The sequence below is a fragment of the Terrabacter sp. BE26 genome (assembly GCF_041941675.1).
In the GTDB taxonomy this organism is placed as follows: Bacteria; Actinomycetota; Actinomycetes; order Actinomycetales; family Dermatophilaceae; genus Terrabacter.
On the sequence record NZ_CP090122.1, the window covers coordinates 813150 to 838517 of the forward strand.

21 protein-coding genes are annotated in these 25368 nt (G+C 71.0%); 10 read left to right on the top strand and 11 right to left on the bottom strand.

The annotated features are described in order from the left end of the window. Nucleotides 1-16 precede the first annotated feature (16 nt). The 3 genes from LQK93_RS03795 to fdxA all read right to left on the bottom strand — a co-directional run bounded on the left by LQK93_RS03795 (nucleotide 17) and on the right by fdxA (nucleotide 2880). The gene (locus LQK93_RS03795; RefSeq protein WP_374970240.1) at nucleotides 17-1297 is read right to left on the bottom strand and encodes a citrate synthase; all 1281 of its coding nucleotides are present in this window, start codon (nucleotides 1295-1297) and stop codon (nucleotides 17-19) included. Between the two features lie 144 nt (nucleotides 1298-1441). Next, nucleotides 1442-2557, bottom strand: coding sequence for a succinyldiaminopimelate transaminase (gene dapC, locus LQK93_RS03800; protein ID WP_374970241.1), 1116 nt, complete (start codon nucleotides 2555-2557; stop codon nucleotides 1442-1444). After that, nucleotides 2554-2880 (bottom strand): ferredoxin, encoded by a 327-nt coding sequence (fdxA, locus tag LQK93_RS03805; protein WP_374970242.1) that lies wholly within the window; start codon nucleotides 2878-2880, stop codon nucleotides 2554-2556. Before fdxA ends, dapC begins: the two co-directional genes overlap by 4 nt. 64 nt (nucleotides 2881-2944) lie before the next feature. Here fdxA and LQK93_RS03810 point away from each other — a divergent pair, with 64 nt between their 5' ends. After that, nucleotides 2945-4075: a GNAT family N-acetyltransferase gene (locus LQK93_RS03810; protein WP_374970243.1), complete on the top strand. Its 1131-nt coding sequence runs from the start codon at nucleotides 2945-2947 to the stop codon at nucleotides 4073-4075. Between the two features lie 7 nt (nucleotides 4076-4082). Here LQK93_RS03810 and LQK93_RS03815 read toward each other — a convergent pair whose 3' ends face one another. The 5 genes from LQK93_RS03815 to LQK93_RS03835 all read right to left on the bottom strand — a co-directional run bounded on the left by LQK93_RS03815 (nucleotide 4083) and on the right by LQK93_RS03835 (nucleotide 11110). Further along, complete coding sequence (locus LQK93_RS03815; RefSeq protein ID WP_374970244.1) at nucleotides 4083-5807, bottom strand: VanW family protein; 1725 nt, start codon at nucleotides 5805-5807, stop codon at nucleotides 4083-4085. 114 nt (nucleotides 5808-5921) lie between these two features. Continuing rightward, on the bottom strand, nucleotides 5922-6842 hold the full coding sequence (mshB, locus tag LQK93_RS03820; RefSeq protein ID WP_374970245.1) for an N-acetyl-1-D-myo-inositol-2-amino-2-deoxy-alpha-D-glucopyranoside deacetylase: 921 nt from the start codon (nucleotides 6840-6842) through the stop codon (nucleotides 5922-5924). 24 nt (nucleotides 6843-6866) lie between these two features. Further along, complete coding sequence (locus tag LQK93_RS03825; RefSeq protein ID WP_374970246.1) at nucleotides 6867-8666, bottom strand: ABC transporter substrate-binding protein; 1800 nt, start codon at nucleotides 8664-8666, stop codon at nucleotides 6867-6869. Between the two features lie 7 nt (nucleotides 8667-8673). Next, a complete protein-coding gene (gene typA, locus LQK93_RS03830; protein WP_374970247.1) occupies nucleotides 8674-10572 on the bottom strand; it encodes a translational GTPase TypA in 1899 nt (632 codons plus the stop codon). Nucleotides 10573-10660: 88 nt separating this feature from the next. Continuing rightward, a complete protein-coding gene (locus LQK93_RS03835; protein ID WP_374970248.1) occupies nucleotides 10661-11110 on the bottom strand; it encodes a (deoxy)nucleoside triphosphate pyrophosphohydrolase in 450 nt (149 codons plus the stop codon). Between the two features lie 98 nt (nucleotides 11111-11208). Between LQK93_RS03835 and LQK93_RS03840 the strand changes: the two genes are divergently transcribed. The 8 genes from LQK93_RS03840 (at nucleotide 11209) to LQK93_RS03875 (ending at nucleotide 20689) form a co-directional block, all read left to right on the top strand. Beyond that, on the top strand, nucleotides 11209-11517 hold the full coding sequence (locus LQK93_RS03840) for a 4a-hydroxytetrahydrobiopterin dehydratase (protein WP_374970249.1): 309 nt from the start codon (nucleotides 11209-11211) through the stop codon (nucleotides 11515-11517). A 130-nt stretch (nucleotides 11518-11647) separates the two neighbouring features. Continuing rightward, nucleotides 11648-13105: a hemolysin family protein gene (locus LQK93_RS03845; protein ID WP_374970250.1), complete on the top strand. Its 1458-nt coding sequence runs from the start codon at nucleotides 11648-11650 to the stop codon at nucleotides 13103-13105. Further along, on the top strand, nucleotides 13102-14115 hold the full coding sequence (locus LQK93_RS03850) for a hemolysin family protein (RefSeq protein WP_374970251.1): 1014 nt from the start codon (nucleotides 13102-13104) through the stop codon (nucleotides 14113-14115). The genes LQK93_RS03845 and LQK93_RS03850 overlap by 4 nt, the downstream gene beginning before the upstream one ends. Before the next feature lie 231 nt (nucleotides 14116-14346). Further along, complete coding sequence (locus LQK93_RS03855; RefSeq protein WP_374970252.1) at nucleotides 14347-15339, top strand: ABC transporter permease; 993 nt, start codon at nucleotides 14347-14349, stop codon at nucleotides 15337-15339. Nucleotides 15340-15381: 42 nt separating this feature from the next. After that, entirely contained in the window at nucleotides 15382-17157 is a 1776-nt protein-coding gene (locus tag LQK93_RS03860) for an ABC transporter substrate-binding protein (RefSeq protein WP_374970253.1), read from the top strand. 136 nt (nucleotides 17158-17293) lie between these two features. Beyond that, a complete protein-coding gene (locus tag LQK93_RS03865; RefSeq protein ID WP_374970254.1) occupies nucleotides 17294-18307 on the top strand; it encodes an ABC transporter permease in 1014 nt (337 codons plus the stop codon). After that, nucleotides 18304-19479 carry an ABC transporter ATP-binding protein gene (locus LQK93_RS03870; protein WP_374970255.1) on the top strand — a complete coding sequence of 392 codons (1176 nt, stop codon included), beginning with the start codon at nucleotides 18304-18306 and terminating at the stop codon, nucleotides 19477-19479. The genes LQK93_RS03865 and LQK93_RS03870 overlap by 4 nt, the downstream gene beginning before the upstream one ends. 76 nt (nucleotides 19480-19555) lie before the next feature. Next, entirely contained in the window at nucleotides 19556-20689 is a 1134-nt protein-coding gene (locus LQK93_RS03875; RefSeq protein WP_374971445.1) for an ABC transporter ATP-binding protein, read from the top strand. A gap of 190 nt (nucleotides 20690-20879) precedes the next feature. Here the strand turns inward: LQK93_RS03875 and LQK93_RS03880 are convergent, their stop codons facing one another. Beyond that, a complete protein-coding gene (locus LQK93_RS03880; protein WP_374970256.1) occupies nucleotides 20880-21761 on the bottom strand; it encodes a hypothetical protein in 882 nt (293 codons plus the stop codon). 6 nt (nucleotides 21762-21767) lie between these two features. Further along, entirely contained in the window at nucleotides 21768-22367 is a 600-nt protein-coding gene (locus tag LQK93_RS03885; protein WP_374970257.1) for a hypothetical protein, read from the bottom strand. A gap of 115 nt (nucleotides 22368-22482) precedes the next feature. On the opposite strand from LQK93_RS03885, the gene LQK93_RS03890 reads away from it, so the two are divergent. Continuing rightward, a complete protein-coding gene (locus LQK93_RS03890; protein ID WP_374970258.1) occupies nucleotides 22483-23244 on the top strand; it encodes a DUF5995 family protein in 762 nt (253 codons plus the stop codon). 25 nt (nucleotides 23245-23269) lie between these two features. On the opposite strand, the gene LQK93_RS03895 is transcribed toward LQK93_RS03890, so the two are convergent. Beyond that, nucleotides 23270-25300, bottom strand: coding sequence for a fibronectin type III domain-containing protein (locus tag LQK93_RS03895; RefSeq protein ID WP_374970259.1), 2031 nt, complete (start codon nucleotides 25298-25300; stop codon nucleotides 23270-23272). Nucleotides 25301-25368 lie beyond the last annotated feature (68 nt).

The following is a 25368-nucleotide window of genomic DNA, read 5'->3' on the forward strand; positions in this document are numbered from 1 at the left end:
GCTGTCGAGGCCGGCGTCAGGCCGGGTAGCTGCGCTCGCGCTCGCCGGTGTAGATCTGGCGCGGACGGCCGATCTTCGTCTCCGGGTCGTGCATCATCTCGCGCCACTGGGCGATCCAGCCGGGGAGACGGCCGATGGCGAAGAGCACGGTGAACATCTTCGACTCGAAGCCCATGGCCTTGTAGATCAGGCCGGTGTAGAAGTCGACGTTCGGGTAGAGCTTGCGCTCGACGAAGTAGTCGTCGGCCAGCGCGATCTCCTCGAGGCCCTTGGCGATCTCGAGCAGGGGGTCGTTCTGGCCGAGCTTCTCCAGGATGTCGTCGGCGGCCTTCTTGATGATGGCCGCGCGCGGGTCGTAGTTCTTGTAGACGCGGTGTCCGAAGCCCATCAGGCGGACACCGTCCTCCTTGTTCTTGACCTTCTCCATGAACTTCTTCGGGTCGTCCCCCGAGGCGTGGAGCTTGCCGAGCATCTCGAGGACGGCCTGGTTGGCGCCGCCGTGCAGCGGGCCCGACAGGGCGTGGATGCCGGCCGAGACCGAGTTGAAGAGGTTGGCGTGGGCCGAGCCGACGAGGCGCACCGTCGAGGTCGAGCAGTTCTGCTCGTGGTCGGCGTGCAGGATGAACAGCAGGTCGAGGGCCTTGGCGACGGTCGGGTCGACCTCGTAGGGCTCGACCGGGTAGCCGAACGTCATCCGGAGGAAGTTCTCGACGAACGACAGCGAGTTGTCGGGGTACATGTACGGCTGGCCGACGCTCTTCTTGTGCGCCATCGCCGCGATGGTCGGCAGCTTGGCGAGGAGACGGACGGTGGAGATCTCGACCTGCTCCTGGTCGAAGGGGTCGAGGCTGTCCTGGTAGAACGTGCCGAGCGCCGAGACGGCCGAGCTGAGCACCGGCATCGGGTGCGCGTCGCGCGGGAAGCCGTTGAAGAAGGCGCGGAGGTCCTCGTGCAGCATCGTGTGCCGGCGGATGGAGTCCTCGAAGCGCGTGAGCTCCTCGGGGGTCGGCAGCTCGCCGTAGATGAGCAGGTAGGCGACCTCGACGAACGTCGACTTCTCGGCCAGCTCCGCGATCGGGTAGCCGCGGTAGCGCAGGATGCCCTGGTCGCCGTCGATGTAGGTGATCGCGCTCTTGCACGAGGCGGTGTTGACGAAGCCGACGTCGTAGGTGACGAGGCCGGTCTCCTTCAGCAGGGACCCCACCCCGAGCCCGTCGTTTCCCTCGACTGCCTCGACACCCGGGAGGGTGAGTTCCTTGTCTGCGACCCTGAGCGTCGCGTCCACTGCCTTCGTCACTGTTCCTCGCCTCCTGTAGCTCCGGCACAAACGTCGCCGGACATATCCGCGAGCGACGTTACCCCAGCGTCTGTCCAGCAAGAAAACAGGTCCTCCGGAGGCACCTGACCGGCGCCCGCGAGCCCGGACGTCGCCCTCTCGCGCTCAGAGCCGGGTGCAGGCCGCCGCGATGCGCTCGTCGGTCGCGGTGAGGGCAATGCGCACGTGCCGCTGCCCCGCGGCGCCGTAGAACGAGCCCGGCGCGACGAGGATGCCGCGGTCGGCGAGCTCGGACACCGTTGTCCAGCAGTCCTCCCCGCGCGTGGCCCACAGGTAGAGCCCGGCTTCGGAGTGGTCGACCCGCAGTCCCGCGCGCGTGACCGCGGCGAGCAGCTGCTCTCGCCTGCGGGCGTATGCCGTCCGCTGCGTCGCGACGTGCGTGTCGTCGCGCAGGGCGACCGCCATGGCGTGCTGGACCGGGGTCGGCATGATCATCCCGGCGTGCTTGCGCACCGCGAGGATGGCGGCGACGAGCGTCGGGTCGCCGGCGACGAAGGCGGCGCGGTAGCCGGCGAGGTTGGACTGCTTGGAGAGCGAGTAGACGGCGAGCAGGCCCTCGTGGGAGCCGTCGCAGACGTCGGGGTGCAGGATGCTCGGGGTCGACGTGCCGAACTGGCCCTCGCGCCAGTCGAGCTCGGCGTAGCACTCGTCGCTGGCCACGACGACGCCGTGTCGGCGGGCCCATTCGACGACCTTGCGCAGGTGCTCGACGCCGAGGACCTGGCCGTGGGGGTTGCCGGGGCTGTTGAGCCACAGCAGCTTCGGCGTGGTCGAGGCGGTCAGCGGCCCCAGGCCCGTCAGCGACTGCGCGACGACGCTGCTCGCACCGGCGATGCGGGCTCCGATGTCGTACGTCGGGTAGGCGACGGCAGGGATGCCGACGACGTCGCCGGCCCCGAGGCCGAGGAGCGTCGGCAGCCAGGCGACGAGCTCCTTGCTGCCGACCGTCGGCAGGACGGCGTCGAGGCCGAGCCCCGGCACGCCCCGACGGCGCTCGAACCACTCGCAGATGGCGGTGCGCAGGTCGGTGGTGCCGACGGTCAGCGGGTAGCCGGGGGCGTCGGCCGCCTCGGCCAGAGCACGGCGTACGAGCTCGGGCGTCGGGTCGACGGGGGTGCCGACCGACAGGTCGACGATGCCCTCCGGATGCGCGACCGCTCGCGCCTTGTAGGGCGCGAGCGAGTCCCAGGGGAAGTCAGGAAGGTCGAGCGGGGTGATCACTCGTCGTGGACCTGCGGCGGCAGGGCCGCGATGAGCGGGTGGTCCTTGTCGATGACGCCGAGCTTGGCGGCGCCGCCGGGGCTGCCGAGGTCGTTGAAGAACTCGACGTTGGCGTTGTAGTAGTCGGCCCACTGCTCGGGGACGTCGTCCTCGTAGTAGATCGCCTCGACCGGGCAGACCGGCTCGCAGGCGCCACAGTCGACGCACTCGTCGGGGTGGATGTAGAGCGACCGCTTGCCCTCGTAGATGCAGTCGACCGGACACTCCTCGATGCAGGCGCGGTCCTTCAGGTCGACGCATGGCTGGGCGATGACGTAGGTCATGGGTAGCGGGCCTCCTGCTGTGGACCGTTCGGGAGCGGATGCTGCACCTCCTAGTATTCCAGACATGACTGGCGATCCCACGCACGGCCCCGCGGACGAGACGGCCTCGACGGGCACGTCGCACGCCGCCGGGGACAGCCGTCCCGGCGCCCCTTCGGACGGCGGCGCCACCAGTGCGCAGGACACCGAGGGCCACCGCGTCAGCGCCGGGCTCACCGTCGGCAGCCGGGTCGTGGTGCGCTACCGGCTCGAGGGCGCCGAGGCCTCCGCCACCGACTTCCTGGGCGAGCTCGTCGCCCGCAACGACGACTTCCTCGTCGTCGACACCAAGATCGAGCGGGTCAAGCTCATCCGGGCCGACATCATCGCGGCCAAGGACGTGCCTCCCCCGGCGAGCCGCCCGGGCCGGGCGCACGAGCGGGTCTCGGCCGACGACCTCGAGAAGCTGATGGCCAAGGGCTGGCAGGCGCTCGACCGCGGCGGCCTCGGCGACTGGGTGCTGCGGGCCTCCGAGGGGTTCACCGGTCGGGCCAACTCCGCCCTGGTCGTCGGCGACCCGAGCCTGCCGCTCGTCAAGGCGATCGAATTCGTCGAGCGGTGGTACGCCGAGCGCGGGCTCCCGGCGATGTTCCAGGTCCACGGGCGTCCCGGGTTCGAGATCTCCTCCGACCCCACCGGCGCCGCCCTGCTCGACCGCGGCTACACCCCGGGCGGCGGCCGTGCGCAGTGGGAGCGGGTGCTCGTCATGACCGGGCTGTCGGCCGCCGTGCCACCGCTCACGGAGGAGTCGGTCCCCGTCACGGCGGACGCCGAGCTGCAGCTCGACTGGCTCATGGCCTACGGCGAGCAGCGCTCGATCGTCCCCGGCGCGACGGAGGCCGTCCTGACGGGTAGCGAGGGACAGCTCTTCCTCTCGGCCCGCGATCCCGGCAGCGGCCGGATCACCGCGCTGGCGCGCATGGCGATCCACCCCGGATGGGCCGGCATCTTCGGCCTCTGGGTCCACCCGGACCACCGTCACGAAGGTCTGGGCTCGACGCTGGTGTCAGCGGTCGCCATGGTCGCGCGGGAGAACAACATGCCCGCCATCTACCTGCAGGTCTCCGCCGACAACGGCGAGGGCGTGGCCTTCTGGGAGAGCCTCGGCTTCGCGGTGCACCACGAGTACACCTACCTGGTGCGCCCGGCCTCATGAGGCGCGGTCACGGCGGCGTCGCCCTGGGGTTGGTGCAGACGATGTGGTCCTCCGGCACGTAGTGCGTGGTCACCGGCTCGCTCCTGACCGGCTCCGGCGACCCGGGGCGGCGCCACTCACGGGTCACCGTCACGTCGAAGCCCGGGTTGGGCTGCTGCGGGTAGCACTTCAGGCTGTTGCTGCGAATCGTCTTGGGCGGCACGACGTCTCGCCGCGGCCCCTTGACCGACGTGATGTCCCAGGTCTTGGTGCTCCACATCCGCCCGTGGACGAACCCAGCCTCGACCCAGGTCTGCAGCAGCATCCCGTGCGGGGTGTCGTTCTTCCACTTGTTGTCGATCGTCGGCCAGTAGACCGTGGCCTCGCGGCCCTCGGGGTAGCGCGGGATGAAGAAGGCGTGCGGGCTGAACTCCAGGAAGCGCGCCCCCGCGAAGTAGGCGACGTTGTAGACCACGGTGGACACCTGGCTGATGCCGCCACCGGTCCCCCGCGTGAGGCGGCCGTCGATGATGACGGTGCCGTCGGCATACCCCTTGTCCTCGGTGCGCTCGCCGAGGATCCCGTTGAGGGTGAACGTCCCGCCCGGCGGCACGTAGGTGCCGTTGATCCGGTTGGTCGCGACGACGAGGTTCTTGGTCCGGGTCGGGTCGTTCGTCGGGAAGGGCGAGCGGAAGTCGGCGACGAGCGTCGTGACGCCTGCCTTCTGCGCGTCCGCGGTGGTGAAGGGCGGCTGCGCGACGGACGGGCTCATGTCGACGGTGCGGTTGTCGCCGGAGATGGCGGCCACCACGCGCTTGGCGAGGGCGTCCTCGTCGATGACCAGGCCGTCGACCGACGGGACGAGCTTCGGCTTGCCGTTGTTCGGCTCGAAGACCCAGCGGGCGCTGGTCGCCGCCCGCGTCGACACCTTGACCTTGCCGGCGACCAGCCGCGCGAGACCCGGCCCGTCGAAGCGGGGCACCAGCCCACCGGACGCATCCGGGACGACCGAGACCATCGGGGCGTAGTCGGCCGGTGGGAGCAGGACCTTCGTCGTGCCGGAGACGAGGGTGAGGGGCCGGGACATCGCCGTGCTGCCGAACTGCGAGGCCACCCGCTGAACCGCGTCGGCGTCGATGCGCGGCTGTGTCTCGCGCAGGGCAGCAGTGGCCGAGGTCGAGTCGGGGAAGGCCCTGCGCAGCGCCAGCTTGGTGCCGGCGATGTCGAGGGTGTGCCCGGGCTCGGGCAGGTCCACCGACAGGGAGCCGCCCGGGAACGAGACCCGACCTTCGACCGGCGGGACGGCCAGGCTCGGGGCCAGCCGCTCGAGGTAGGCCGTCAGCGCGTCGTCGTCCGCCTTCGTGAGCAGGGGCGCCCGGACCGTCCCGGTGAGCTTGCCCCAGATGACCCTCGGGTCGAGCGTGAAGCCGACGAGCCCGTCGAGCGAGCGGTCGACGTCCACACTCAGGCCCGCATCCTGGGGGACGACCTGGACGGGCGCGGGGCGGCCCGGCACGGCCAGGGCGATGGGCGTGGACAGCAGGGAGCGTGACCCGCGCGTGATCGCCGACCGCGCCGCCTCGGGGGTCATGCCGCCGACCTGGACGCCGCCGATCGACACCGTGGCCGGCGCGTGCTGCGCCGACCAGGCGCACAGCCCCGCATACCCACCGCCGAGGACCACGGCGGCCACCAGCAGGCGCACGGCGGTCGAGCGCCGTTCGCGGCGGTCGTCGTGCCAGTCGTCGGACATGCGGCTCTCCGTGCGGGGTTGCAGATGGCACGAAGGTAACGGCTCGCGTGGCCGAATCCGCAGAGGCGGCCACCGTCGGGGGCCGGGTGTCGCCGGAGCTGCGCGCCTGCCCCGTCAGTCGAGCAGCTCGCTCCCCCGCCGGCCGGTCGGCTGCCACGTCCGCGGGTCGACCTGGCGGAAGCCCTCATGGGCCGTGGTCCGCGCGGCCACGAGGTTCGACAGGGCGTGGACGTCCTCGCTGGCCACGATGACCTGCGTGGCGTGGGCGCGCAGCGCGTCGTTCTTGACGGCCCGGGCGGCCTCGTCCGCGACCACGTGGGTCACGAGGTTGTCGTCGACGACCGAGGGCGCGAACGGGTCCCCCTCTGCCGGGACGACCAGGGTCGGCGCCTCGGGCCGACCGTCGCCGAGCTCCTGCTCGCCCCACCACCGGCTCGGGTCGAGCAGGGCCGGGTCCGCGCGCCGGAGCCACGCCCGGTCCTCGCGCGCCCAGCCGAGCGGTGTGATGATCTCGTAGGTGCGTCGCGGCAGCTCCGGCTCCTCGAGCAGCTGGAGGGCCCGTCGCGTCGCCCGGTGCGTCTGGATGTGGTCCGGGTGCCCGTAGCCGCCGTGCTCGTCGTAGGTGACCACGACGTCCGGAGCCAGCTCCCGCACCACGTCGGCGACGAGGCCGCCCACCTCGTCGAGGTGGGCCGCGGCGAACGCCTCGGGTCGGGCCGCGGCCGGAGATCCCACCATGCCCGAGTCGCGGTAGCGCGAGAGCCGCCCGCGGGCCGGGTCGGCCCCCAGCACGTGGCTGACGGCGCCGATGCGCGACAGGGCCTGGGTCAGCTCACCGTGCCGGAAGGGACCGAGCCGGTCGGCGGGGTGGCCCTCCAGGTGTGCCAGGCCGGGCGGGATGACCTCGCCCTCCTCACCCAGCGTGCAGGTGAGGACGTGCACCTCGTCCCCGTGAGCCACGTGGTGGGCCATCGCGATGCCGCAGGTCAGGGTCTCGTCGTCGGGGTGGGCGTGCACGAAGAGCAGGCGCGGCACGAGGATCCTCTCGGGTCGGGAAGGTCAGCGCACGGAGACGGTGGCGACGTCGACGATGCCACCGACCGCGTGGTCCTCGTAGGAGGTGACGCCCGAGCCGTGCAGGTAGAGCGCCTTGGTCGCCGAGAGCGCGAGGTAGCCGCCCTTGTCGCGGATGGCCCGGTCGGCCTGCGCCCACACGGCGGCCCGCGCCCGCGGGTCGGGGGTGGCGTCGGCCTTGTCGAAGAGCGCGTCGACGGCGTCGTCGCTGAAGTAGCCGACGTCCTGGCCGGGGCCGGACGAGTCGAGGTTGATGCGCGGGTCGAACAGGGCGGGCAGCACCCCACCGGCTGAGGGCCAGTCGGGCGTCCAAGCACCGCGGAACAGGTCGTAGGAGGCCACCGAGGTCTGCTTCTCGATCGTCTCGTAGTACTGCTCCGGCGCCACGCCGGTCAGCTCCACCTCGAAGCCGGCGCGCTCCCACCCGGCGGCCAGCGACGCGTACGCCTTGTCGCCGAGCACGGAGCGCGCGTAGACGACGCGTAGGCGCACGGGCAGCTTGACGCCGGCCTGCTGGAGCACCCGGCGAGCCGCCTCGGGGTCCCCCTCGACGCGCGCACCGGGCGGGACGTCGACCGAGCGGGGGTCGACCGCGGGCGACAGGAGCGACCACGTGGGCGTGCCGGCTCCCTCGCCGCCCGTCGCGGTCACGTAGGTGGCGCGGTTGGTGGAGAGGGCGAGCGCCTTGCGCACGGCCGGGTCGGCCATCACCTTGCTGCGCATGTTGACGGCGAGGTAGTCGACGTTGCCCGTGTAGGGGAAGGTCAGCCGAGCCTGGAGGGCCGTGCCGGCCTGGTTGCGCAGCGTCGGGCTGGCCTGCACCCACGAGACGGCGTACGCGTCGTCGTCCTGCTGGTTGAGCAGGCGCTGGATGACGGCGGAGTCCCCCAGCCCCGTGCTGACGTGGATCGTGTCGGGATAGGCCTGCCGGATCGGGTCGGTGCGCCGGTTCCAGTGCTCGTTGCGCACGAACGTGCCGCCCTGTCCGACGACCCACGCGCCGCGGAGGCGGTAGGGCCCGCTCGACATGACGGCATACGACGGCTTGCCGTCGGTCTTCGTGTCGGCGGACGCCCTGCGCGGCGCGAACTCCGGCAGGGCCACGATGTGCGGGAAGTCGGGCTCGGCGTCGCGCAGGCGGAAGGTGACGGTGCGCCCGGAGCAGGACACGGCCCGGTCGAAGTCCCGCTGGTGCGCCCTGTCACCCGGGCCGGCGTACACCGGCTTCTCGACTCCCTCGGGCGTCACCGTGGTGGGCATGGCCAGCAGGTAGCTGGCGTAGTTGGTGCCGTTGACGTGGGTGCGCCGGTCGAAGGTGCGTGCGACGCCGTGGCGCACGTCATCGCACGTGATGGGCGAGCCGTCCTGCCAGGTGACATCGGGGCGCAGGGTGAAGGACCACGTGCGGCCCCCGTCGGCCGCCGTGCCCGTGTCGGTCGCGAGGTCGGCCTCGATGTCGCGCTGGTGCGCACCCGTGCCGTATGCCGTCAGTCCCCGCGCGAAGGTGCGCTGGGCGAAGAAGGCCTCGGGGCCCACGTACATCTGCTGGGGGTCCCACGTCGCGATGTCCCCGGAGACGAGGACCTGCAGCGTGCCACCCGGCTGGGGCTGCCCCGCCGCGGACGGCGGGGCGGTGCCCGCGGGTTGCGACGCGGACGAGGGTCCTGCCGTGGACGAGCACGCCGCGACGCCCGCTGCCAGCAGGGCAGCCCCGGCCGCAGCGGTCAGCGACCGCCTCACCTTCTGCGCGACGCCGCGACCTGCATCCCGTCCCACGACAGGCACGGGTCGGTCAGCCTTCGGCCTTGGCCGCCGACCGCGCGCGAGACGCTGTGCGGGCGCGCTCGCCCGCGTCGAGGACGACCTTGCGGATGCGGACCGACTCGGGCGTCACCTCGACGCACTCGTCCTCGCGGCAGAACTCGAGGCTCTGCTCGAGGCTGAGCTTGCGCGGGGGCACGATCTTCTCGAAGTTGTCCGAGGAGGAGGCACGCACGTTGGTGAGCTTCTTCTCCTTGGTGATGTTGACGTCCATGTCGTCGGCGCGGGAGTTCTCGCCCACGATCATGCCCTCGTAGACCTCGGTGGTCGGGTCGACGAAGAGCGTGCCGCGCTCCTGTAGGTTGACCATCGCGTAGGAGGTGACGACGCCCTTGCGGTCGGAGACCAGCGAGCCGCTCGTGCGGGTCGTGATGGTGCCGAACCACGGCTCGTAGTCCTCGAACACGTGGTGGGCGATGCCCGTGCCGCGCGTCTCGGTGAGGAACTCGGTGCGGAAGCCGATGAGGCCACGGCTCGGCACGAGGAACTCCATGCGGATCCAGCCGGTGCCGTGGTTGGTCATCTGCTCCATGCGGCCCTTGCGGGCGGCCATGATCTGGGTGATCGGGCCGAGGAACTCCTCGGGGGTGTCGATGGTGAGGCGCTCGACCGGCTCGTGCACCTTGCCGTCGATCTCCCGCGTGACGACCTGCGGCTTGCCGACGGTCAGCTCGTAGCCCTCGCGGCGCATCTGCTCGACGAGGATCGCGAGCGCGAGCTCGCCTCGGCCCTGGACCTCCCAGGCGTCGGGGCGCTCGGTCGGCAGGATGCGCAGCGACACGTTGCCGATGAGCTCCTTGTCGAGGCGGTCCTTGACCATGCGGGCGGTGACCTTCGAGCCCCGGACCTTGCCGACCATCGGGCTCGTGTTGGTGCCGATGGTCATCGAGATCGCGGGCTCGTCGACCGTGATGAGCGGCAGCGGGACGGGGTTCTCGGGATCGGCGAGGGTCTCGCCGATGGTGATGTCGGGGATGCCGGCGACGGCGATGATGTCGCCGGGGCCGGCCTCCTCGGCCGGCTTGCGCTCGAGGGCCTCGGTCATGAGCAGCTCGGTGATCTTCACGCGCTGCTGGGAGCCGTCGTGGCGGCACCACATGACCTGCTGCCCCTTCTTGATGGTGCCGTTGAAGACGCGGAGCAGGGCGAGGCGGCCGAGGAAGTTCGACGCGTCGAGGTTGGTGACGTGCGCCTGCAGCGGGGCCTCGTCGTCGTACGTCGGGGCCGGGATGGTCTCGAGGATCGTCTCGAAGAGGGCCTCGAGGTCCTCGCCGGCGGGCAGGCCACCGTTCTCGGGACGCTCGAGCGACGCGCGGCCGGCCTTGGCGGAGGCATAGACGATCGGGAAGTCGATCTGCTCCTCCGTGGCCTCGAGGTCGAGGAAGAGCTCGTAGGCCTCGTCGACGACCTCGGCGATGCGCGAGTCGGGGCGGTCGACCTTGTTGATGCAGAGGATGACCGGCATCTTCGCGGCGAGCGCCTTGCGCAGCACGAATCGCGTCTGCGGGAGCGGGCCCTCCGACGCGTCGACGAGCAGCACGACGCCGTCGACCATGGACAGGCCGCGCTCGACCTCTCCACCGAAGTCCGCGTGCCCCGGGGTGTCGATGATGTTGATGGTGACGCCGTCGGTCAGGCCCCGGTCGACGGCGGCCTTGCCCGTGTAGTGCACCGCGGTGTTCTTGGCGAGGATCGTGATGCCCTTCTCACGCTCCAGGTCGCCGGAGTCCATCGCGCGCTCGTCCACGTGCTGGTGCTCACCGAACGCGCCGGACTGCCAGAGCATCTTGTCGACGAGGGTGGTCTTGCCGTGGTCGACGTGGGCGACGATGGCGACGTTGCGGATGTCCGCGCGGGTCTTCATGGGCATGAGGAACAGTCTCTCAGGGTTTTCGGGGTGCTTCGGACCACGTCGTCGTGGGGTGGATCAGGGTGAATCAGGGTGGACCGGTCGCCGGTCACGGCTGGGGCGGGCTCGCGAGCATGGCTTCGAGCCTTTCGACGATGGGCAGGTCGGCCGGTAGCCAGCCGACGGCACCGAGGTCGTCCAGTGCCAGCCAGCGCAGCTCGTCGTGGTCCTCGATGGGCTGGGGATCGCCCTCGACGACCTCGGCGAGCCACACCAGCATCTCGTAACGCTCACCGAGCGGCCAGGTGGAGCCCGGCCGCGGGCCGGGCACGTGGGTCCCGAGCCGGATGCGCACGCCGAGCTCCTCGAGGACCTCCCGGTGCAGGGCCGACAGCGGGGACTCCCCCTCGTCGACCTTCCCGCCGGGCAGCTCCCAGCCGCCGGCGAGCGCCGAGGGCTCGGTGCGCCGCGCCGACAGCAGCCGGGTCGGCCGCTCGAGGTCGTCGACGATGGCCGCCCCGACGACGAGGCGGACGCGGGGCTGTGAGGCTGCGGTCATGGCGTCGTCGATAGTGCCACAGCCGGGGGCACGAGCCGATCGTGCCCGGGCGGCCCTGCCCAGGGCATACGGCCGCCTCGGCGGGTTTACTGGGAGCCATGGCACGACGACTGACCGACGAGGAGATCGAGCGACAGCTCGGCGACCTGCCCGGCTGGGCACGCGAGGGCGAGAGCATCCACGCCTCGTTCGAGGCGCCCGACTTCCTGGCGGGTGTCGCGCTCGTGCAGGACGTGGCGGCGGCCGCGGAGGCCATGGACCACCACCCCGACATCGACATCCGGTGGCGCACCGTGACGTTCACCCTGTCGACGCACTCCGAGGGCGGCCTCACCCAGCTCGACGTCGAGCTCGCCCACCAGATCAGCCAGGAGGCTGGACGCCGAGGGGCGCAAAGCACCGCATAACTTAGGATCGCCTCATGCGATCGCACTCACGCTCCGGCTCGCGTTCCGAGTCACAGGAGGGCCATAGTCCCTGGCCGGACCCCGTCCGGCCGTCCCCGACACCCCGCTCGGCCGCCAATGGGGTGACCGCGTGAGCACCGCCCTCGGCATCGGGCTGGGCATCGTGCTGATCCTCGCCCTGACCGCGGCGACCGGCTACTTCGTGGCCCAGGAGTTCGCCTACGTCGCCGTCGACCGCCATGCCCTGCAGCAGCTGGCCGGCCAGGGCGACGCCCCCGCCGAGCGCGCGCTGCGGGTGACCTCGCAGCTCTCGTTCACCCTGTCGGCCGCGCAGTTCGGCATCACCGTCACCGCCCTGCTCGTCGGCTACGTCTCCGAACCCCTCGTCGGCGTGGGCCTGGCACAGCTGCTCGACGCCGACATGCCGTATGCCGCCCGCCTCAGCATCGCGGTCACCGTCGTCCTCGTCTTCTCCACTGTCGTGCAGATGGTCTTCGGCGAGCTGGCACCCAAGAACTACGCGATCGCCCGCACGGTCCCGCTGGCCCGGGCCCTGAGCCGCTGGACCCTCGTCTACCTCACGGTCGCCGGCCCCGTCGTGCGCCTCTTCGACCGTGCCTCGACCGCGCTGCTGCGCAAGGTGGGGATCGAGCCGGTCGAGGAGCTGGAGCAGGGGGCCACCGCCGAGGACCTCACCCGGATCATCGGCGAGTCGCATGCCGGAGGCCTGCTCGACGACGACCTCTCCGGCGTGCTCGAGGGCGGCCTGCGCTTCCGCCAGCTCGACGCGGGAGACGTCATGACCCCACGCGTACGCGTCACGACGGTGCGCGCCGACGCCCCCGTCTCGCAGCTGGCCGACCTGCTCGACACCGGCTGGTCCCGCTTCCCCGTCACCGGGCGCGACGGCGACGACATCGTCGGGGTGGCCGGCATCGCCGAGCTCCTCTCGGTGGAGCCCGACCTCAGACCGGGCACGACCGTGGGCTCCGTCGCCGCGGAGCCGACGGTGGTCCCGACGAGCGCTCCGCTGCCGCGCGTGCTGGAGCAGATCCGCGCCGACCACCGCCAGCTGGCCGTGGTGGTCGACGAGCACGGCGGCTTCGCCGGCATCGTGACGTTCGAGGACATCGCCGAGGAGGTCGTCGGGGAGATCCTCGACGAGGACGACGTCGCCGGACCCGGTGTGGTGGTGGCCGGCCCCGATGCCTGGGTCGTCCCCGGGCACCTGCGCCTCGACGAGCTCGACACGGCCACGGAGCTGCGCCTGTCGGGCAGCGACACCCACTCCACGATCAGCGGGCTCATCCTCGAGCGGCTCGGCCGCACGGCCGTCGTCGGCGACCAGGCCGACGTCCAGGCCCGCATCGAGAGCCGGACCGACGCACCCGTCGAGGCGCGTGACGAGGATGATGAGCCCCGACACCGTGAGGCCCTGGTCCGGCTGACCGTCGAGGCGGTGGAGCGCCACGTACCGTCGGTGGTGCGCGTGCACGTCGTCGACCTGCTCGCCCACCCGGAGGTCTCGCCGTCAGAGCTCGCCGCGACCGACCGGCCCGGCCACGACGGCACGGGGGCCGGACGATGACCGCCGCCCTGCTCGTCTCGCTCCTGCTCCTGGCGCTCAACGCCTTCTTCGTCGCGGCCGAGTTCGCTCTCGTGGCGAGCAAGCGTCACCGGCTCGAGGACCTCGCCGAGCGCGGCAGCGCCGCGGCACGTGCCGCCGTGCGCGGCAGCCGCGAGCTCTCGCTCATGCTGGCCGGTGCCCAGCTCGGCATCACGCTCTGCACGTTGGGACTCGGGTCGCTCGCCAAGCCGGCCGTGGCGGAGCTGCTGACGCCGGTGTTCACCTTCGCGCGTGTCCCTGACGCGGCGGCCTACGTCGTCTCGGTGGTGCTCGCCGTCGGCATCGTCGTGTTCCTGCACATGGTCGTGGGCGAGATGGCGCCGAAGTCCTGGGCGATCGCCCACCCGGAGCGCTCCGCCGTGCTGCTCGCGCTGCCCTTCCGTGCGTTCACCCGGGTCATGCTCCCTGCCCTGCGACTGCTCAACGCGCTGGCCAACGGCTGCCTGCGCATCGTCGGCGTCACGCCCCAGGACGAGCTCGGGCAGGTCCACGGCCCCAAGGAGCTGCAGCTGCTCCTCGCCAGCTCCAAGGACCACGGGATGCTGGCCGAGCCCGAGCACCGCGTCCTCGCCGGCGCGATCGACCTCGACACCATCCCGGTGGCCGACCTCGTCGTGCCCTCCGCGCAGGTGGTCGGCGTCCTCACGACCGCCACCTGCGCGCAGGCGGAGGCGGTCTCGAGGGAGACCGGGCGCTCCCGGCTGGTGGTTCGCGAGGGCGAGATCCCGGTGGGGGTCGCCCACGTCCGGGACGTCGTGCGGGCTCACCCGGGCGCCCCGGTGGCCACGGTCACCACACCGGCCCTGCACGTCGACGCGGGGCTCTCCCTCCTCGACGCGCTGTCGCTGATGCGGCTGCGGCACGCGCAGCTGGTCCTCGTCGACGGGCCGTCCGGACCGCTGGGCCTCGTCACCATGGAGGACCTTCTCGAGCAGGTCCTCGGCCGGTTCGACGACGAGACGGACGCCTGAGGCGTCGCCGCTGGGCGGGCAGACTTCTCGTTCCGGACACCGGATCGCCGGAAGATCTCCACAATGATCTCCACCGCGTCACGATTCGGCCAAGTTGGTTGCTGACCGTGTCGTGCGCCTGAAAGATGGGGCGCGCGGCTGCGGGGGGCGGTAGGTTGCGGCTGCTGCACAGCATGTTGGACGGCCGAACCGCGCCCCCGGCATCGACCACGACCCGGAGGTGGCGCATCGATGAGCACTCCCCTTGAGCTCGAGCCCGGCGCGACGTCGGCACCGCCCGACTCGGTGCTCGCGGCTGGGAAAGGCATCGAGGGGCGCTCACTGGGCCAGATCGCCTGGTCGCGCCTCAAGCGCGACAAGGTCGCCCTCGGCGGCGGCGCCTTCGTGCTGTTCCTCATCGTCGTCGCCATCTGCGCGCCACTCATCGTCGGGGTGCTCGGCCACCCGCCGAACGAGTTCCACCAGGAGCTCATCGACCCCAACACCCAGATCCCGATCGGCCCGTACGGCGGCATGTCTCGGGACTTCCTCTTCGGACTCGAGCCGGTCAACGGCCGCGACATCTTCAGCCGGGTCGTCTACGGGGCCCGGATCTCGCTGCTCATCGCCTTCTTCGCGACCCTTCTCTCCGTCGTCATCGGCACGGTCCTCGGTGTCGTCGCCGCGTACTTCGGCGGCGCCGTCGACACCGTCATCAGCCGGACGATGGACGTCTTCCTCGCCTTCCCGCTGCTCGTGTTCGCGCTGGCCCTCGCCGGCGTCGTGCCCGACCAGGCGTTCGGCCTCAAGGGCGACTCGCTGCGCATCGCCGTGATCATCTTCATCATCGGCTTCTTCAACTGGCCCTACATCGGCCGCATCATCCGCGGCCAGACACTGTCACTGCGCGAGCGCGAGTTCGTCGACGCCGCACGCAGCATGGGAGCGCGCACGCCGTACATCCTCTTCAAGGAGCTGCTGCCCAACCTCGTCGCGCCGATCCTCGTCTACGCCACGTTGCTGATCCCCAGCAACATCCTGTTCGAGGCGGGTCTCTCGTTCCTCGGTGTCGGTGTCCAGGCCCCCACGGCCACCTGGGGAGGCATGCTCTCCGACGCCGCCCAGTGGTACCAGATCGACCCGTGGTTCATGCTCTGGCCGGGCCTCGCGATCTTCGTGACGGTGCTGGCCTTCAACCTCTTCGGGGACGGCCTTCGCGACGCCCTCGACCCGCGGTCGCGGTAACCACCGCACCCGCATCCCGTTACAGAAGGAGCGCATCCAGTCATGAAGAACACACGCGTGATGGCGGTCGCAACCGCGGCCGCCCTCGCCCTGGGACTGTCTGCCTGCGCCGGCAGCCAGACCCCGGGCACCTCCTCCAGCGGCGGTGGGGGTGGCGCTGGTGCGGCTCCGGCCGCCAATGCGGCCCTGAACGCGATCGTCCGGCCGACGGACAAGAAGGGCGGGACCCTCCGCTTCGGGATCACCAGTGACTGGGACTCGGTCGACACCGGTGACACCTACTACGGCCTCTCGTGGGACTTCCTGCGCAACTACGCCCGCACGCTCGTCGCGTTCAAGGCGGCCCCGGGCGACCAGGGCAACCAGCTCGTCGGTGACCTCGCCACGGGCCTCGGCAAGCCGAGCGCCGACAACAAGACGTGGACGTACACCCTGCGTGACGGCCTCAAGTTCGAGGACGGCACGCCGATCACGAGCAAGGACGTCAAGTACGCCGTCGCGCGCCAGCTCGACAAGAACACCTTCCCCAACGGCCCGACGTACTTCAACGACTTCCTGGCGAACGTGCCGGCGAACTACTCGGTCTACAAGGACAAGAACCTCGACGACCTCAAGGCCATCGACACGCCCGACGACAAGACGATCGTCTTCCACCTCAACAAGCCGTTCTCGGGCTTCGACTACTTCGCCCAGCTGCCCGCCACGGCCCCCGTCCCGGCGGCCAAGGACACCGGCACGAAGTACAAGGAGCACGTCATCGCGTCGGGCCCCTACAAGTTCTCGGTCTACCAGCCGGGCAAGCGCGTCGAGCTGGTCCGCAACGACCAGTACGACCCGAAGACCGACCCGGACACCGGCCGCAGGGCGCTTCCCGACAAGATCACCGTCGAGATCGGCGTCAACGCGACCGACCTCGACAACCGCCTCATGGCCGGTGACCTCGACATCGACCTCGCCGGCACGGGCGTCCAGGCCCAGGCCCAGGGCAAGATCCTCGCCGACCCGACCCTCAAGGCCAAGACGGACAACGTCGTCAGCGCGCGCTCGAGCTACACGCAGATCAACAGCGACGTCGCACCGTTCGACAACATCGACTGCCGCAAGGCCGTCATCTTCGCCTACGACAAGACGGGCTACCAGCGCGCCTACGGCGGCAACATCGGTGCCGACATCGCCACCGGCCTGCTTCCCCCGGTCGTCCCGGGCTTCCAGGAGATGGATCTCTACAACGCGAAGTCGAAGCCGCAGGGCGACATCGACTCCGCGAAGGCCGAGCTCGCCAAGTGCGGCCAGCCGAACGGCTTCGAGACCAACATCTCCTACCGGCCCGAGCGCCCGAAGGAGAAGGCCGCCGCTGAGTCGATGCAGCAGGCCCTCGCCAAGGTCGGCATCAAGGCCAACCTCAAGGGCTACCCGCAGGGTGACTACTTCAAGCTCTACGCCGGCAAGCCGGACTTCGCCAAGGCCAACAAGCTCGGCCTCATGGTGATGAGCTGGGGGGCCGACTGGCCGGACGGCTTCGGCTTCCTCCAGCAGATCGTCGACAGCCGCGTCATCCGTCCTGCGGGCAACACCAACCTCGGCATCAAGCTGCCCGAGGTCGACAAGCTCATGGACCAGGCCCTGTCGGAGAACGACAAGACCAAGCGCGAGGCCATCTGGGGCCAGATCGACAAGCTCGTCATGGAGAACGCCCAGGTGATCCCGGGCATCTGGAACAAGGCACTGCTGTTCCGCCCCGACACCGTCTCGAACATCTTCGTCAACAACGGCTACTCGTACTACGACTACGCCGCGGCGGGCGTCACCAACCCGTGACCCCCAGCAGACCCCGGTGCCAGGCGGGTCACCGCCTGGCACCGGGGCCTTGCAGCCCCACCCATTCCCCGAAAGTAGGTGAAGGCACAGCGCGCCGGGTGCACCCAGGCACCCCCACCGCGCCGGCCGCCCTCCAGTGCTGACGTACCTCATCCGCCGGCTCCTCGCCGCCGTCCTGCTGCTCGCCATCGTGAGCGCGGTCGTCTTCGCCATCTTCTTCCTCGTCCCCCGCATCGGGGGGGCGAGCGTGGACGACCTCGCGTCCCGCTACGTCGGCAAGAGCGCCGGCCAGGCGCAGATCCACGAGACCGCGGTCCGGCTCGGCTTCACCGACCCGATCTGGGTCCAGTACGGCCGCTTCGTCAAGGGCATCGTCGCCGGCGCCGACTACAACACCGGCGCCGGCATCGACCACTGCCCCGCTCCGTGCCTCGGCTACTCGTACATCACCCAGAACCCCGTCCTGCCCGACATCCTCGACCGGCTGCCCGTCACGTTGATCCTCGCCGCAGGAGCCGCCGTCCTCTGGCTCGTCGGCGGCGTCAGCATCGGCGTCATCTCCGCGCTCCGGCGCGGCACCGCCCTCGACCGCGCCTTCATGGGCATCGCCCTGGCGGGCGTGTCCCTCCCGATCTTCTTCACCGGCCTGCTGGCCCTGTCCATCTTCAGCTACGGCCTGAAGTGGACGTATGCCGGTGGCGCCAGTCCCATGGACGCCACCAGTCCGCTCGACCTCGTCCACCGCATGCTCCTGCCGTGGATCACGCTCGCCTTCCTGTATGCCGCGGCCTACGCCCGCCTGACGCGGGCCGGCATGCTCGAGACGATGAACGAGGACTACATCCGCACCGCACGCGCCAAGGGGCTCCCCGAGCGCGACGTCGTCACCAAGCACGGGCTGCGCTCGGCGCTGACGCCCATCCTGACGATCTTCGGCCTCGACCTGGGCCTGCTCCTCGGCGGCGCGGTCCTGACCGAGACCACCTTCTCGCTGCAGGGAATCGGCTACTACGCCGTCCAGGCCATCAACAACAACGACCTGCCCAAGGTCCTCGGTGTCACGCTCGTCGCCGCGGTGTTCGTCATCATCGCCAGTCTCATCGTCGATCTCCTCTACGCCGTCGTCGACCCCAGGGTGCGTACCTCATGAGCCAGTCCACCAACGAGTCCACCGATGCCGGCGCGGACACCGATGCCGCGACGAACGGCACCAGCACCGAGGCGAACGGGAGGACGCGCCGCGGGGCAAGGAGTGCGTCCGTCAACACGCTCGACGGCATCGGCGGCATGGGGGCCCCCAGTCCGGACGCGTTCCTCTCCGTCCGCGACCTGAGGGTGCACTTCCCCACCGACGACGGCCTCGTGAAGTCTGTCGACGGGCTCTCCTTCGACGTGGCCCGCGGCAAGACCCTGGGCATCGTCGGTGAGTCCGGCTCGGGCAAGAGCGTCACGAGCATGTCGGTCATGGGGCTGCACAAGCCTGGGACCGTCCGCATGACCGGCTCCATCAAGCTGGACGGCACCGAGCTCGTCGGCGCCAAGCCCGAGCAGGTGCGCGCGCTGCGGGGCAAGCGGATGGCGATGATCTTCCAGGACCCGCTCTCGGCGATGCACCCCTTCTACACGGTGGGCCACCAGATCATCGAGGCCTACCGGATCCACAACAAGGTCAGCACCTCGGTCGCGCGCAAGCACGCCATCGACATGCTCGGCCGGGTCGGCATCCCGCAGCCCTCGAGACGGGTGGACGACTACCCGCACCAGTTCTCGGGCGGTATGCGCCAGCGCGCGATGATCGCCATGGCGCTCTCGTGCGACCCGGAGCTGCTCATCGCCGACGAGCCGACGACGGCGCTCGACGTGACCGTGCAGGCGCAGATCCTCGACCTGATCCGCGACCTGCAGTCGGAGTTCAACTCCGCCGTCATCCTGATCACGCACGACCTCGGCGTCGTCGCCGAGCTCTCCGACCACATCATGGTGATGTATGCCGGTCGCTCCGTCGAGTACTCCTCGGCGGACGAGGTCTTCACCCGACCGCAGCATCCCTACACCTGGGGGCTGCTCGGCTCGATGCCGCGACTGGACCGCGTGCGCACGGAGCGGCTGCTCCCCATCCCGGGCGCTCCCCCCAGCCTGATCAACGTGCCCTCCGGGTGCCCCTTCCACCCCCGCTGCGCCTACGCCGACCGCACCGACGGGCTGAGCCAGACGGTTCGCCCGCCCTTCGCCGAGACGTATCCCGGCCACTTCTCGGCGTGCCACCTCAGCCCCGAGGAGAAGACGGCCATCTGGGAGACCGACATCAGGCCGACGCTGTGAGGCGCGCACCGTCGCACCGCGCGTCCGGCCACGCCCCCTCGGGCCCGGCGAACCGAGTCCTCATCACAGGAGCACGATCGTGACCACCACCCACGTCAAGCCGACCGCCTCGAAGCAGGCGGGCGAGTCGCTGCTGCAGGTCACCGACCTGACGAAGCACTTCCCGATCCGCCGCGGGCTGCTGCAGCGCCAGGTCGGGGCCGTCCAGGCGGTCGACGGCCTCACCTTCAACGTGACACGGGGCGAGACGCTCTCCCTCGTCGGCGAGTCCGGCTGCGGCAAGACGACGACCGGCCGCATGCTCACGCGACTGCTCGAGCCCACCGCGGGCACGATCCTGCTCGAGGGCCACGACATCACCCACTGGTCGACCGGCAAGCTGCGGCCCCTGCGCCGCGATGTGCAGATGATCTTCCAGGACCCCTACGGCTCGCTCAACCCGCGTCACACGGTCGGCACGATCGTCGGTGCGCCCTACCACCTGCAGGGCATCAAGACCGAGCGCGGCATCAAGCGGGAGGTGCAGGACCTGCTGCAGCTGGTCGGGCTCAACCCCGAGCACTACAACCGCTACCCGCACGAGTTCTCCGGCGGTCAGCGCCAGCGCATCGGCATCGCACGGTCGCTCGCCCTCAAGCCCAAGCTCATCATCGCCGACGAGCCCGTCTCGGCCCTCGACGTGTCGATCCAGGCACAGGTCATCAACCTGCTCGAGGACCTCCAGGACGAGCTCGGCCTGACGTACGTCGTCATCGCCCACGACCTGTCCGTGGTGCGGCACATGTCCGACCGCGTCGCCGTCATGTACCTCGGCAACCTCGTAGAGCTCGCCGACCGCGACGAGCTCTACACGCGCCCGATGCACCCGTACACGGTGGCGCTGCTGTCGGCGGTCCCGATCCCCGACACCCAGCGACGCACCAAGCGCGAGCGCATCCGCCTCGAGGGTGACGTCCCCAGCCCGGTCAACCCGCCGCCGGCCTGCCGCTTCCACACCCGGTGCTGGAAGGCGCAGGAGATCTGCCGCACCGTGAAGCCCCCGCTTGCCGAGCTCGCGCCGCGGCACCTGGTCGCCTGCCACTTCCCGGAGAACGTCGATGCGCCCGGCTCCAGCGACCCGGCGGCCCTGCAGTCCTCCACCGCTGCCGGCTCCGCCGACAGCTCGGCTCCCAGCTCCGCGGACGGCGCGGTGCCGGGGTCCCCGGGCTGACCGAGCGGGCCCACCCGGGTCCGGGACGGCATACGCGAAGAAGCGAAGAAGAGGCGTCACCCACTCGGGGCTCGGGTGACGCCTCTTCTGCACCCGCCATCGCCCGTGGGCCGCCGCCCGTCACACCGCGCCGCTCGTGTCGGTGCGGACCCCGGACGCCAGGGCCGGATGGTGTGGGAGTACCTCCTCGTCACCCCGTGCCGGGCCCCCTGAGGCACGACCGGGTCGCACGGTCGGCGGTCGCCATGACCCACCAGAGACGCAGGGAGGCCAGCAGCGTGAGCACGAGGCCGGTGAGCAGGAGCCAGGTCAGGGCGCGCTCGCCGTGGAGGTCACCTCGCGCACGCAGCCCTGCGACCAGCATGAGCGTCAGCATGACCACCTCGACCTCGACCATGAGGCTCACGCGCACCCACCGGCTGTCGACGAGGACGACGAGGCCGGCGCTGCCCAGGCAGAAGACGGCGCCCACGACCCGGCACGTCAGCGGGGTCAGGGTCCAGGGCCAGTCAGGGATGACGGCGGAGGGAGCGGCGAACATCAGGAGTCCCTGCGCGAGTGCGAGTGCGCCGACGACGGCGATCAGGGCCCGGGCCACCGGCGGGAGGCGCAGCTCGTCCGGGCGCGGCGGCGCTGCCACCTGCTGGTTGGCCACCCAGACGGCGAGCACGAGGAGCGGGGCCGTGAAGTAGAGCGCTGCCCAGAGCCAGAAGGCGGGGTGACCGTGGTTGAACCGGTCCCAGTGCAGGGCCGTCGCGATGCCGAGCAGGGCGGCGAAGAGGGCCACGGCAAGCAGTCCGGCGCCGATCCGGGCCCACCGTCGCTCACGCGCCACCCGGACGAAGAACCAGGCGCCACCGAGGTAGGCCGACGCCAGCACCATCGGGGTCAGCTCCGGCCTGATGGTCCAGGCGAAGAGCCGCGCCGTGTCGCCCGGGAAGGCGTAGAGGATGACGAACGCCGTCAGGAGGATCGGCACGAGCGCGACGGCCAGGACTCGCGTCGCGGTGAGCACCCGGTCGTCCCGCTGCGACGCCTGCGCCGGAGACTCGTCTCGACGGGCCCGGACCACGGCTGGTCACACCCTCGAACGCTCCACGGCGTCCAGCAGTGCCGAGTAGGACGCCACCAGCGCACGTCGCTCCGCGGACAGGAGCGGGTCGGACCGTGAGCACCCCGCGCGAACCCAGGCGTCCGAGAGGTCCATCGCCTCGACCCGGGAGGTGGCGGCGGCGTGCACGCTGTGCGCGTCCACGGTGTAGACGTAGCCGTAGAGCGCCACCAGCGCGTCGACGAGGTCGTCGGACGTCACGTTCCGGTCGTGCTGGTGCTCGCGGTGAGCCCGCCACCAGCCCACCTCCAGAGCCGCAGCCCGTTGCGGGTCGAAGGCCAGGTCCCCGTCGGCGACCACCAGCGAGTAGAACCGGCGCATCAGCGCCTGCGCCCGCTGCGGGTCGTTGTCCGGGACGGGGGCCCACGCCTGGTTGGCGCGCAGGACGAGCCAGGCGCCACGCAGCGTGTCACGGCGGGTCATGCCGAAGCCGTCCGCCACCATCCCGACGGACGCCCGCAGGAAGGCCGGCCACTCGCGCCGGTAGTAGGCGACCCACGCCTGCGTCTCAAGCTGTGCGACCACCACCGCGTCGAACGACCTCGGCCCCGGTGTCCGGGCTCCCAAGCGGCCTCCTCGACCAGGGGGCGGACCCGCAGCGGCAGCCCACGACGTTGGACTGACGCCTCCACAGGTATCGCTCCAGAATAGGAGCACGTAGGGGCCTGCACGAGGAGAACCCGTGACCGGAACGGTGGGTGGCCGCACGCTCGATGACGTCCTCGGCCGGATGACGTCGACCCTGGAGACGATGCCGCGCGAGCTCGCCTCCCGACGGGCCTTCCTCGCCGCCTACCAGCGGACGACGCGCGCGGTCGGTGAGGCACTCGCGTACGGCGCGTTCGAGGACCCCGCCTGGGTGCAGGTCTGGGACGTCGCCTTCGCCGACCTCTACCTCGACGCCCTCGACGCCGACCTGTCCGGCGACCCCGGATGCCGGCCCTCCCGTCCGTGGCGCCTCGCCTTCGGCGCCCCCGCCGACCTGCCACCGCTGCGCCACCTGCTGCTCGGCATCAACGCGCACATCAACTACGACCTGCCGCAGGCGCTCCTCCGGGTCATCACCGATGCGGACTTCGAGGACCCCGTGCTGCTCGGTCGCCGCCGCCGGGACCATGAGCGCATCGACGCCGTGCTGTCGGCGCGCGTCGCCGCGGAGGACGACGAGCTGAGCGCACAGGGCCGCAAGAGCGCCCTCGACCGGACACTCACCCCACTCAACCGCGCCGCCTCCGCGCGCTTCCTGCGCGAGGCGCGCGCGAAGGTCTGGCACAACACGGCAGAGCTGCAGCGGGCCCGGCTCGCCGGCCCCGACGCGTATGCCGTCCGCCTCGGCGAGCTGGAGGTGCTGAGCGCCGCTCGCATCGCCGACCTGCTGGCGCCGGGCCAGGTGCTGCTGCGCCTTGCCGTGGCCGGCTTCGGCGTCGTGCTCCCCCCTGCCTGAGGAGTGGACGTGCGCACCGGACCGCTCAGGGCACGGTGACCGTGACGGCGTTGGAGTTGGGACTGCTCCCGGCCGCGTTCACCGCCCGGACCTTGTAGGTGTAGGTCGTGCCCGAGACGACCGTCGTGTCGCGATAGCCCCTGGCGGCGGGGTCGGTGAGCCGCGTGAGCTGGACGTTGTCCCGCAGGATGACCCACTTGTCCGCGGCTCCCCCGCCGCTCCCCGCGGTCCACGACAGGTCGACTCCGCCGGCACGCACCGTGGCGCTCAGGGTCGGCTGGGTCGGCGCACCGCTCGAAGAGCCGGCCGTGCTGACCTCGTTGGAGTCGGGACTGGAGCCGACGGTGTTGACGGCCCTGACCGCATAGAAGTAGGTCGTGCCGGACGGTGGCAGGGACTCGCTGTAGGTGGTGGTGCCCACCGGCACGCTGGTGAGCAGGCTGCGCTGCCCCGACGTCGTGCCGCGATAGATGTCGTACCTCGTGAAGGCGGGGTTCCCCGCCAGTGCGGGTGCCGTCCAGGTGAGCGAGACCGTGGTGCCGCCGACCGCGGCGGCCAGGCGTGTGGGAGCCGACGGAGCGGACTGCGCCGTGGTCCCGGGTGTCACCGTGAACTCGTTGCTGTACGGACCGCTGCCGACCCCGTTCACCGCCAGGACCCGGTACGTGTACGCGGTGCCGTTGGTCACCGTCGCGTCGTCGTACGTCGTCCCCGTGGAGACGGTGGCGAGGGCCGCGTTGGGGTAGCTGGTGCTGCTGGCCGGCTTGCGCCACAGCTTGTACCGCTGGATCGTCGACCCGCCGTCGCTGGAGGGAGGCTGCCAGCTCAGGTGCACGACACCGTCGCCTGCGCTGCCACCGAGCACCGGCGCACTCGGGACCGATGCCGCGGCGCCGTCGACCCACATCGCGAAGTGCTGCTGGGACACCCCGCCCGCCTTGGTGAAGTCACCGCCGAGGTAGAGCCGTGTGGCGTCGGACCCCATGGACCACACCCCGAGAGCACTGTTGATCACCGGGGCCCACGGCAGGATCGTTCCGGTCCCCGCGTCGACGGCGGCGATCTTGCTCCGCGTCTGACCGCCGAACGAGCCGGTCCCGCTGAAGTGTCCGCCGCAGTAGACGGTGGACCCCACCACGCGCACCGACTGCCCGTTGCCGTTGGAGTGCCAGGTCCAGCGGCGAGCGCCGGTGGTGGCGTCGACGGCGGTGCAGGCACCCCCACCTCCTGCGACAGCCTCGTAGATCGTGGTCCCGTCGGTGGCGAGGTCGAGGATCGTGGCGGTGCTCGTGCCGTTGTTGGCGGTGGACGCGAAGCCCTTCACAGGCACCCCTGTGACTGGGTTGACGACGGCGATCCGCCGCGTGGACGGCGCGCCGTTGATGTCGCCGAAGTCCCCGCCGAGCACGACGTTCCCGTTGCCCAGCACGAGCAGCGCCCAGACCCGGCCGCTCGGGGGCACGTCGCCCGGTGTCGGGTTGGCGGTCGGCCGGAAGGCCGTGTCGAAGGCACCTGTCGAGGCGGCGAGCTTGGCGGCCTTCGCCTGCGCATACGCGGTCGTGCCCGCGGTGACGGTGTTCCAGTTCCCGCCCACGAAGAGGGCTCCGGCGCTGAGGCGCATCACGTCGACGGGGCCGTCGAACTTGGGACCGACCCAGGCCGAGTCGAGCGCGCCGGTGCTGAGGCTGAGTGCCGCAACCTTGTCGCGGTTGACACCCCCCACCTTGGTGAACGCGCCTCCGAGGAACAGCCGCGCGCCATCGGTCGCCAGCGCGTTCACGGAGCCGTTGACACTCGGCCGCCAGGTCGGGTCGAAGCGCCCGGTGGCCGGGTCGAACAGGGCGACGTTGGTCGCCGTGAACTGGGTGGCGCCCGCGCCGTCGACCACGGCCGTGAACGACCCGCCGACGACGACCTTGCCGCTCGGCAGCGGCAGGATGGCCGAGACCCTCCCGTTGACCCCCCAGGTCTGCGCCGGCGCGGTCGGCACCGCAGCCTGCGACGACGTCGCCATGACGACGGCCAAGACAGCAGTGACGACGCCGACGAGCGCCATTCGGACGTGATGCGACACAGACGACATCTGGATTCCCCCCCGGGCCCACCCGGCCTCGACGCCGGTGT